The organism is Aestuariivirga sp. (assembly GCF_044239095.1).
In the GTDB taxonomy this organism is placed as follows: Bacteria; Pseudomonadota; Alphaproteobacteria; order Rhizobiales; family Aestuariivirgaceae; genus Aestuariivirga.
In genome coordinates this window covers 1-10,119 of sequence record NZ_JBIICB010000149.1, presented here as the reverse complement: position 1 = coordinate 10,119, position 10,119 = coordinate 1, and the positions used below count along the sequence as shown (strand labels likewise).

Genomic DNA, 10,119 nt, shown 5'->3' with positions numbered 1-10,119 from the left:
CCGTTGTCAGCGCATCGGCGAAGTTCCAGTTGATCTCGAACTGGCCGTTCGCATCCTCATGGTCGTTCTGGTAGGGGCCCCAGCCGAGGCTGGTCATGGTGGAGCAGATCTCGGCGATGACATCGAGTCGGCGCATGATGGCGGCCTGGTCGTAACAGGGCTTCTCCGCCGTGTCACGGTGGTCGGAGACGGCAGAGCCATCGGCGTTGATGAGGTGGAACTCAGGCTCGACACCGGCCATCAGCTTCATGTTCTTCTTGGCGTAGTGTTCGGTGAGCTTGCGCAGCACAACGCGCGGCGCCTGGGCCAGCGGCTCGCCATTCATCCACGGTTCGCCCGCCACCCAGGCCACTTCGGGCCGCCACGGCAGCGGAATGATGGCGTTGGTATCGGGCATCACCAGAATGTCGGGATGGGCCGGGGTCTGGTCGAGCCAGGTGGCGAAGCCCGCAAAGCCCGCACCCGCCTTCTGCATCTTGGCGGCGGCCTCCGCCGGAACCAGCTTGGCGCGCTGCACGCCGAAAAGATCCGTGAAGTTGAACAGGAAGAATTTGATGCCGTTCTTCTTGGCGTAGGAGGCAAGTTCGCTCATTGTTTGTCTCTCTCCCGAGATTTTTGATTTTTTCCCTCCGGCCGCGAAGGCCGGAGGGTGATTGCCTGTGATCTTAATATCCGCCGCGGCCGGGAATCCAGCCCGTTCCGGCCAGGGGCACCTGCGCCATGGCGGCCGATTCGACCGTCAGCGCACAGAGATCTTCCGGCTCGAGGTTATGGAGATGGCTCTTGCCGCAGGCACGCGCCACGGTCTGGGCTTCGAGCGTCATCACTTTCAGGTAGTTCGAAAGCCGGCGGCCAGCCTTCACGGGGTCGAGCCTGGCGGCCAGCACCGGGTCCTGGGTGGTGATGCCCGCGGGGTCGCGGCCTTCGTGCCAGTCGTCATAGGCGCCAGCCGTAGTACCCAGCGCCTTGTATTCCTCCTCGAGGTGCGGGTCATTGTCGCCCAGCGCCACGAGGGCTGCAGAGCCGATCGCCACCGCATCCGCTCCCAGCGCCAGCGCCTTGGCGACGTCAGCGCCTGAGCGGATGCCGCCCGAGACGATGAGCTGCACCTTGCGATGCATGCCCAGATCCTGCAGCGCCTTCACCGCGGGGCGGATGCAGGCGAGCGTCGGGATGCCGACATGCTCGATGAAGACCTCCTGCGTTGCCGCCGTGCCGCCCTGCATGCCATCCAGCACCACGACATCGGCCCCGGCCTTCACCGCAAGGGCCACGTCATAGTAAGGCCTTGTACCGCCGACCTTCACGTAGATCGGCTTTTCCCACATGGTGATCTCACGGAGTTCGTGGATCTTGATCTCGAGATCGTCAGGCCCCGTCCAGTCAGGATGGCGGCAGGCGGAGCGCTGGTCGATGCCCTTGGGCAGGCAGCGCATCTGCGCGACACGGTCCGAAATCTTCTGGCCCAGCAGCATGCCGCCGCCACCGGGCTTGGCGCCCTGGCCCACAACCACCTCGATCGCATCCGCCTTGCGGAGATCATCCGGGTTCATGCCGTAGCGCGAGGGGAGATACTGGTAGACGAGATGCTTGGACTGGCCGCGCTCTTCCGGAGTCATGCCGCCGTCGCCCGTGGTCGTCGAGGTGCCCGCCATCGAGGCGCCGCGGCCCAGGGCTTCCTTGGCCTGGGCCGAGAGCGAGCCGAAGCTCATGCCGGCGATGGTGATGGGGATCTTGAGTTCGAGGGGCTTCTTGGCGAAGCGCGTGCCGAGCACAACATCGGTGCCGCACTTCTCGCGGTAGCCTTCCAGCGGGTAGCGCGAGATCGAGGCGCCAAGGAACAGCAGGTCGTCAAAATGCGGCAGCTTGCGCTTGGCGCCCGCACCGCGGATGTCATAGATGCCGGTCGTCGCGGCGCGGCGGATTTCAGCCAGCGTATAGTCATCGAAGGTCGCTGACTTGCGCGGGGGCGTGCGGGGAGTGTTCATGTCCATGGGGGAATGCCTCAATAAGCGTCGGCGTGGTCGACGTTGAAGTTGTAAAGCTTGCGGGCCGAACCGTAGCGGCGGAAATCCTGCGGGCGATGCTTCATCTTGGCGCGCTCGAGAAGCTTCGCGAGGTCTTCGAGATGCTCAGCGCGCATGTCCTTCTCGATGCAATCAGCACCCAGATTGTCGGCCCGGCCCTTCACATAGAGGCGCGCCTCGTAGATCGAATCGCCCAGCGCCTCGCCCGCATCGCCGCAGACCACAAGGTTGCCGCGCTGCGCCATGAAGGCCGACATGTGGCCCACCGAGCCGCCCACGACGATGTCCACGCCCTTCATCGAAATGCCGCAGCGCGAAGAGGCATCGCCCTCGATGACCAGCAGGCCGCCATTGGCCGTGGCGCCAGCGGATTCAGACGCATTGCCCTTCACCCAGACGACACCCGACATCATGTTTTCGGCGAGGCCCACGCCGGCATGGCCGTGAATGGTGATCTCGGCCTCCTTGTTCATGCCGCCGCAATAGAAGCCGACATGGCCCATGATGTCGACGGCGAGCGGGCCGTCGAGCCCGCAGGCGATGGCGTGCTGGCCCATCGGGTTCCTGATCATCCAGTGGCGCTCGTTCGAGTCCTTGGGAACCTTGTAGAGCGTCTGGTTGATGGCCGTGACACCCACGGCCTTGAGATCGAGTTCGTTCATGCGATTATCCGTCCCTGCTAGAGCGTGGTGGTGATCAGGCGTTGCCGCCCCAGGTGTAGATCGTTGAGGGCTCGGGCTCCCAGATCTTCGCGTCATCCGCGCCGGGCAGATGCGCGATGGCGCGGTATTCGGTGGCCATGGCGACCCAGTCATCCGTCTCCGCCATCACCGCGTGCTTGCAGGCGATGGGGTCGCGCACCACGGCGAAGCCGCCCGCCGTGCCGACGAGGAAGGTGTAGAAGCCATCGAGATCCTTCAGCCCGTCCTGCAGCGCTTCCTTCAGGCTGGCGCCGCTCCTGAGCTTCCAGGTCATGTAGGCGGCGGCCACTTCCGTATCGTTCTCGGTCTGGAACTCCATGCCCTCGCGGCGCAGGTTTTCGCGCAGGCGGTTGTGGTTCGACAGCGAGCCATTGTGCACGAGGCAGAGATCGGCCCCGGTGGCGAAGGGATGGGAGCCCGCGGTCGTCACCGCGCTCTCGGTCGCCATGCGGGTGTGGCCGATGATGTGGGTGCCGGCCGCCTTGGAGAGATCGAACTTGCTGTAGACGTTCTCGGGAAGGCCCGTCTCCTTGAAGATCTCGATCGTGTGGCCGGAACCCACGACGCGCACCGCCGGGGCGTTCTTCTTCAGCCACTGGATGACGTCGTCTTCCTTCGCCGTGGTGACGAGAATGCAATGGTTGCCGATCTGCTCGATCCGCGCATCGCACTTGAGTGCCTCCTCGAGGCCCGCATCGACGTGCTTCCAATCATAGGAGGCATCGTCATGAGCCAGCGAGAACTTGATCTCGTTGTCCTTCACCGGGTTGCGGTAGATCGCGACGCCGGCCGAATCCGGCCCGCGGTTGGTCATCTCGATGATCATGGGCTTGAACATCGCGCCGAGCTGCGGCTGCAGCTTGGGGTTCTTAAGGTAAAGTCCGACAATGCCGCACATGGGCTGGTCCTCTTCCGGGGTGTTTCCCGGTGATCATATCAGCCTCCGGAATGGCCTTCAACTATGAGGAACTAATTTTTCATGCGATGAATTGGGGGGGTCACTGCAGGCCGACTGGGTCCACGGTCCCGGCGGGACAGCCCATGTCGGTCGGGCCGGAGGCGAGGATCAGATCGGCCACCGGGGTTCCGCCGGAGAGATCGCCCCTGAAGCCGATGGTAAGCTCGGCGATCAGGCGGCGGCGGCCGTCGTCCCGGCAGGCCACGCGAACCCGCTCGCCAGCCCCGGGCCCGAAGGCCTTGTCAAACTGCGCGCGAATCTCGGACGCGGTAACCTCGCGGCCGATATTGCTGGCAAGCAGGTCCCTGACGGGAGACGCGTTGATCGCCGCCAGAAGCCACAGGGAATCGCGGTAATAGGCCGCAGGCTCGCGTACGGGGTAGCAGGTGCCATGCTTCACCCACTCATAGCGGTCGAGGAAGGATTGGCGGCCGGGCATGGCTTCATCCAGGGCGCGCTGGGTTGCGAGCGGCAGCGCCAGGCGGGGAAGGTCGCCCCAGCGGCCATCCGTGGCAGCCTGCCGCTCCGCCTCACTGACCCCGCAGTAGATGTTGGTGCCGGGCTGGGGCCACAGCCCGTGAAGCGTGAAATGCGTGGCATCGAAGCGCGACCCGGTCTGTGATCGGCACTCGCGCTTGCGCGAACTGCCTTCGCAGAAGGCAGGCTGCCAGCTGATCGCCAGCACATAGGCGGGTCCGGCGCCGGCCTGCTTGGCCGCATCCTTGCGGGGCGCCCCGGAGGGCTCCAGACGGCCGCAGCGGGCCTCCACCCACCTTTCCGGCGGATCGGCCTCGGGCATATCGATCCGGAAATGTGTAGGCTTCTTCTGGTTCCGCGCGAGAACAGCATAGCTTGCGCCGGGCTCCGTCATCACCTCGCCGGGGTTCGTCTCCTTGCGGATCGACTGCAGCGCCGGGCAGGCCGCGCTCGCGATGAACGCTCCTTCGGCGGGCATTTCGGCCGCGGCGGAAAAGCTGCCGCAAGCGAGCAGCATGAGCGCGCCGAGACTGCGCCGGATCGAGACCATGCTAGTCCTCACGGCGGTAACTGATGACGGAGAGATAGCGGATCGGCAGCTTGCGCAGCTCTTCCGGACCATGCGGCGCATCAGCATCGAAGAACAGCGCATCGCCCGGGTGCATGTCATAGGTCTTGTCGCCGTGGCGGTAAACGACATTGCCCTCCAGCATATAGAGGAATTCGAGGCCGGCATGCTGGAATGTGGGGAACACGTCTGATTGGTGCGTCAGGGTGATGAGGTAGGGCTCCACCATCACGGGGCCATGCGGGCTGTGGCCGAGGAGCTGGTACTGGTGTCCTGCGCGGGTACCGCGCCGCTCGATGGTAAGCCCCTGGCCGGCCTTCACAAAGGTTGCGTCACGGATTTCCTCAAACCCCTTGAAGAGCGCCGTCACAGGCACCTGCAGTGCGCGCCCGAGGGCCTGCAACGAGGCGAGGGAGGGCGAGGTGGCGCCGTTCTCGATCTTGGACAGCATGCCGGCCGACATGTCAGCCGCCTTGGCGAGTTCGGCAATGGTCAAGCCCAGCTTCTCCCGGAAACCCTTTACCTCCCGGCCGATGGCCTGCTCCAGAAGCTTGCCCTGAACCTCGCCATGGCCATGGGGATCCTGGAACGGCAGGCCGGGGGGCTGGGACGGCTTGCGTGGGTTACCCTTGTCCAATTCTCTTCACTCCTCACAAAACTCTATACCCGTTGCACGAGGACCTCAAGGCAGCGCCCAAAGGTTGAAGATATGACGAATCCTATCAAGTTAACAAATTTTCATATGAATTACCTCTGATTCACCTGTTCGCGCACTATAAAATAGGATACATGCTATTATCGAGCACATTGAAGAGGTAAAAACCTATCATGGACACGGTCGCACAATCCTTCCTATCGGAGATCGAGCGGTTTCTGGAAGGCGCCGGGCTGGAGCCGACCTCGCTCGGCAAACAGGCATTGGGCGACCCGAACTTCGTCTTCGACCTCCGCAAGGGCCGTTCCCCCTCGACGCGGACGGTCGACAAGGTGCGGGCGTGGATGGCACAGCAATCGTCAGCAGCAAGGCCTGCCCGGCAGGCCAGTGCCCCTACGGCAGCGGCCGGCGGCTTGACCCATCTGGAGCGCCTCGAAGCCGAATCGATCCACATCATCCGGGAAGTGGCCGCCGAATGCGAAAAGCCGGTGATGCTCTATTCGATCGGCAAGGATTCCGCCGTGATGCTGCATCTCGCCATCAAGGCCTTCTATCCCTCGAAGCCGCCCTTCCCCCTGCTCCACGTCGATACCGGCTGGAAGTTCCGCGACATGTACGCGATGCGCGCCGCAACCGCGCAGAAATATGACTGGGAGTTGATCGTCCACAAGAACCCGGAAGGTGTGGCGAAGAACGTCAACCCCTTCGACCACGGCTCGGCCCTTCACACCCAGATCATGAAGACCGACGGCCTGAAACAGGCGCTCGACAAATACGGTTTCGACGCGGCCTTCGGCGGTGCCCGGCGTGACGAGGAAAAGTCGCGCGCCAAGGAGCGCATCTTCTCCTTCCGTGACAGTCGCCACCGCTGGGATCCCAAGAACCAGCGCCCGGAACTCTGGGACCTCTACAACGCGCGCAAGAACAAGGGCGAATCGATCCGCGTCTTCCCGCTGTCGAACTGGACCGAGCTCGACATCTGGCAATACATCCACCGCGAGTCGATCGAGATCGTGCCGCTGTATTTCGCCGCCGAGCGTCCGGTGGTGGAGCGCGATGGCCAACTCATCATGGTCGATGACGAGCGCATGCGCCTGAACCCGGGCGAGACGCCGCAGATGCGCAAGATCCGCTTCCGCACGCTGGGCTGCTATCCGCTCACCGGCGCCATCGAATCCAACGCGACCTCGCTTCTCGACATCGTGGAAGAGATGCTGGTCGCCACGTCTTCCGAACGGCAGGGCCGCGTCATCGACAAGGATGCCTCCGCCTCCATGGAAAAGAAGAAGCAGGAAGGATATTTCTGATGACACGTTTCATCGAGTTCACCGGCGGCGACGTCGAGGCCTATCTCCAGGCCCAGGAACAGAAGGACCTTCTCCGCTTCATCACCTGCGGCTCGGTCGATGACGGCAAGTCAACGCTCATCGGAAGGCTTCTCTACGAAGCCAAGATGCTGTTCGAGGACCAGCTCACGGCCCTTGAGGCCGATTCCAAGAAGATGGGCACGCAAGGCGGTAATCTCGATTTCGCGCTGCTGGTCGATGGGCTTGCCGCCGAGCGCGAACAAGGCATCACCATCGATGTCGCCTACCGCGCGTTTACCACCGACAAGCGCAAGTTCATCGTGGCCGATACGCCAGGCCATGAGCAATACACGCGCAACATGGCGACAGGCGCTTCGACCGCCGACCTCGCCATCATCCTGATGGATGCCCGCAAGGGTGTGCTGACCCAGACGCGCCGCCACACCTTCATCTGCACGCTGCTGGGCATCAAGCACCTCGTGGTGGCAGTGAACAAGATGGACCTGATGGGCTTCGACCAGGAGGTGTTCAACCGCATCGAGGAAGACTACCGCGCCTTTGCCAAGTCTGTCGGCGCCGACGGCATCACAGTGATTCCCGTTTCCGCCCTCATGGGCGACAACATGATCGCGCGCTCCACCAACATGCCGTGGTATCACGGCCCCACGCTGATGGCGCATCTCGAAACCGTGCCGGTGGGTGACGATCTGGCGGACAAGGGCTTCCGCCTGCCCGTGCAGTGGGTGAACCGTCCGAACCAGAATTTCCGCGGCTTCTCCGGCACCATCGTATCCGGCACGGTGAAGCCCGGCGATGCAATCAAGGTGCTGCCCTCGGGGCGCACCTCCAGCATCGACCGTGTCGCCAGCTATGACGGCGACCTCGACTCAGGTGTGGCGGGCCAATCGCTGACCGTCACGCTGAAGGACGAGATCGACATCAGCCGCGGCGACGTGATCTGCGCGGCGAGTGATCCGGTCGAGGTGTCGGACCAGTTCCAGGTCGAGATCCTGTGGATGAGCGACGAGCCGATGCTGCCGGGACGAGCCTATCTCTTCAAGTCGTCGACGAAGACGGTTCCCGGAACGCTCGAGGAACTGAAGCATAAGGTGAACGTCAACACCATGGAGCATGTGGCGGCGAAGACGCTGCAGCTCAATGAGATCGGCGTGTGCAACCTGGAACTTGACAGTCCGATCGCCTTCGCGCCCTATGTCGAGAACCGCCACCTCGGTTCCTTCATCATCATCGACCGCTTCTCCAACAATACCGTCGGCATGGGCCTGATCCGCTTCGCGCTCCGGCGCGCGGCGAACATCCATTGGCAGGCGGTGGACGTGCACAAGACCGCGCGCGCTGCCATCGCTGGGCAAAAGCCCGCGGTGCTGTGGTTCACGGGGCTGTCAGGTGCGGGCAAGTCGACCATTGCCAACCTCGTCGAAAAGCAGCTCCATGCCGCGGGCCACATGACCTATCTGCTCGATGGTGACAATGTGCGCCACGGGCTGAATCGCGACCTGGGCTTCAGCGACGCAGACCGCGTGGAGAACATCCGCCGCGTCGGCGAGGTGGCGAAGCTGATGGTGGACGCAGGCCTCATCGTGCTCGTGTCCTTCATTTCGCCCTTCAAGTCCGAACGCCTGATGGCGCGCGAACTGCTTGATGATGGCGAGTTCATCGAAATCCACGTCGACACGGCATTGGCCGATGCCGAGAAGCGTGACGTGAAGGGCCTCTACGCCAAGGCCCGCCGCGGCGAGATCAAGCACTTCACGGGGATTTCATCACCTTATGAAGCGCCGGAAAATCCGGAAATCCGCGTCGATACCGCGAAGGTCACGGCAGAAGGTGCAGCCGACATCATCGTGCAGTACCTGAAGGGCAAGGGCCGGCTGTCGAAGTAGCAGACGCTCGATTCCCTTCTCCCGTCGCAACGCGATGGGAGAAGGTCCCCGAAGGGGGGATGAGGGCCTCTATCCGCGAGTCGTGCCGGTTGAAAGAGCCCTCATCCGGCCTGCCGGCCACCTTCTCCCACGCTGCCGCGCGGGAGAAGGGAACGGGGCAGACAGCTCGCGCAAACAAAGCAGCCCGGCCTTTTGGGCCTCTGGGCCACCATGTTCTGCGCGGCGGAGTAGGCGTCTTTGATGATTGTCCCCTTCTCCCGTCGCAACGCGATGGGAGAAGGTCCCCGAAGGGGGGATGAGGGCCTCTGTCCGCGAGCCGTACCGGCTGAAAGAAACCCTCATCCGGCCTGTCGGCCACCTTCTCCCACGCTGCCGCGCGGGAGAAGGGAACGGGGCAGGCCGCTCGCGCAAACAAAAAAGCCCGGCCTTTTGGGTCTCTGGGCCACCATGTTCTGCGCGGCGGAGTAGGCGTCTTTGATGATTGTCCCCTTCTCCCGTCGCAACGCGATGGGAGAAGGTCCCCGAAGGGGGGATGAGGGCCTCTGTCCGCGAGTCGTACCGGCTGAAAGAAACCCTCATCCGGCCTGCCGGCCACCTTCTCCCACGCTGCCGGCGGGAGAAGGCAATGTTTCAGATCTTCTGTGGCCTCGCCGCACCCGACACCGCGAGTCTCGCCAGTGCCACGATCATGTCGGTCTGCGTTACCAGCCCCATCAGCCTGCCGGTGCCGTTGGTGATGAGTACGCCGTGGTGGCGGCCGTCGCTCAGCGGATCGATCAGGCGCAGCATGCTGTCGTCTGGCAGCGCAGTTACGGCATCTTCCATCATGCCGGAAACGGACGTGAGCGCGTGGTCCGGCTCACGCAGCTCGACAATTCCGGCCACGACATTTTCATCATCGACCACTGGCAGGATGCGCAGGTTATGTGCGGAGAGCAGCGCATGGGCGTCACTCCACGGTGCGTCCGCACGGATGCGCAGCACGTCGCGGGACATAATCTCCGCGCAGCGCGGCACACGCGTTGTGCGCTCAAGGGCGGAGAGCTCCGCACGGCGCATGATGCGGAGAAGATCGGCCCGTGTAATGTCCAGCGGCTCGCCCCCCTCCGCCAGGGCCGCATCGATATCCGCCTCGGTGAGTTCGACGCGAAGCTGCGGCGGCAGGTTCGGCGTGCCGTGGGTTGCCGCCATCACCACCTTTGGCTTGTGTGGATAGGAATGCGCGAAGACGCGGTGAAAGATCAGCCCCAGGATCACCAGCAGGATGGAATTGAGTGCCACGGGCACGAAGGCGAAACCGAAGCTCCAGGACGCAGCGGCAGGCCCGCCCAGCACGGCAAGTAGCGACGCCGCCCCGCCCGGCGGATGGAGGCAGCGCAGCAGCGACATGACCGGGATGGCCAGCGCCACGGCGAGTGCCGCGGCAATCGCCGTGTCCGGCACCAGATGCGCCACGGCGATGCCGACCAATGCGGAGATGGTGTTGCCGCCGATGATCGACCAGGGTTGTGCGAGCGGGCTT

At 63.7% G+C, this 10,119-nt stretch carries 8 protein-coding genes and 1 pseudogene; 2 read left to right on the top strand and 7 right to left on the bottom strand.

The window, feature by feature from the left end; genetic code table 11:
* From ACILRA_RS13820 to ACILRA_RS13795, 6 genes and pseudogenes are all read right to left on the bottom strand, one after another.
* Nucleotides 1-592: pseudogene (locus ACILRA_RS13820) on the bottom strand (type III glutamate--ammonia ligase); the annotation flags it as partial.
* 73 nt (nt 593-665) lie between these two features.
* A complete protein-coding gene (locus ACILRA_RS13815; RefSeq protein ID WP_395662675.1) occupies nt 666-1,994 on the bottom strand; it encodes an FMN-binding glutamate synthase family protein in 1,329 nt (442 codons plus the stop codon).
* An 11-nt stretch (nt 1,995-2,005) separates the two neighbouring features.
* A complete protein-coding gene (locus ACILRA_RS13810; RefSeq protein ID WP_395662674.1) occupies nt 2,006-2,689 on the bottom strand; it encodes a protein GlxC in 684 nt (227 codons plus the stop codon).
* Nucleotides 2,690-2,723: 34 nt separating this feature from the next.
* Nucleotides 2,724-3,626, bottom strand: a complete 903-nt coding sequence (locus tag ACILRA_RS13805) for a glutamine amidotransferase family protein (protein ID WP_395662673.1) — start codon at nt 3,624-3,626, stop codon at nt 2,724-2,726.
* Nucleotides 3,627-3,726: 100 nt separating this feature from the next.
* Nucleotides 3,727-4,713 carry a ribonuclease gene (locus ACILRA_RS13800; protein ID WP_395662672.1) on the bottom strand — a complete coding sequence of 329 codons (987 nt, stop codon included), beginning with the start codon at nt 4,711-4,713 and terminating at the stop codon, nt 3,727-3,729.
* Nucleotide 4,714: 1 nt separating this feature from the next.
* Nucleotides 4,715-5,326, bottom strand: coding sequence for a helix-turn-helix domain-containing protein (locus ACILRA_RS13795; RefSeq protein ID WP_395662677.1), 612 nt, complete (start codon nt 5,324-5,326; stop codon nt 4,715-4,717).
* 404 nt (nt 5,327-5,730) lie between these two features.
* On the opposite strand from ACILRA_RS13795, the gene cysD reads away from it, so the two are divergent.
* Nucleotides 5,731-6,693 carry a sulfate adenylyltransferase subunit CysD gene (gene cysD, locus ACILRA_RS13790; RefSeq protein ID WP_395662676.1) on the top strand — a complete coding sequence of 321 codons (963 nt, stop codon included), beginning with the start codon at nt 5,731-5,733 and terminating at the stop codon, nt 6,691-6,693.
* Nucleotides 6,693-8,597, top strand: a complete 1,905-nt coding sequence (gene cysN, locus ACILRA_RS13785) for a sulfate adenylyltransferase subunit CysN (RefSeq protein WP_395662671.1) — start codon at nt 6,693-6,695, stop codon at nt 8,595-8,597. Before cysD ends, cysN begins: the two co-directional genes overlap by 1 nt.
* 630 nt (nt 8,598-9,227) lie before the next feature.
* Here the strand turns inward: cysN and ACILRA_RS13780 are convergent.
* The coding region (locus ACILRA_RS13780) for an HPP family protein (RefSeq protein WP_395662670.1) at nt 9,228-10,119 on the bottom strand (892 nt) is incomplete at its 5' end.

Bases quoted from the DNA above. Each gene is read 5' to 3' on its own strand.
- ACILRA_RS13815 (WP_395662675.1), bottom strand. From the start codon at position 1,994: ATGGACATGAACACTCCCCGCACGCCCCCGCGCAAGTCAGCGACCTTC.
- ACILRA_RS13810 (WP_395662674.1), bottom strand. From the start codon at position 2,689: ATGAACGAACTCGATCTCAAGGCCGTGGGTGTCACGGCCATCAACCAG.
- ACILRA_RS13805 (WP_395662673.1), bottom strand. From the start codon at position 3,626: ATGTGCGGCATTGTCGGACTTTACCTTAAGAACCCCAAGCTGCAGCCG.
- ACILRA_RS13800 (WP_395662672.1), bottom strand. From the start codon at position 4,713: ATGGTCTCGATCCGGCGCAGTCTCGGCGCGCTCATGCTGCTCGCTTGC.
- cysD (WP_395662676.1), top strand. From the start codon at position 5,731: ATGGCACAGCAATCGTCAGCAGCAAGGCCTGCCCGGCAGGCCAGTGCC.
- cysN (WP_395662671.1), top strand. From the start codon at position 6,693: ATGACACGTTTCATCGAGTTCACCGGCGGCGACGTCGAGGCCTATCTC.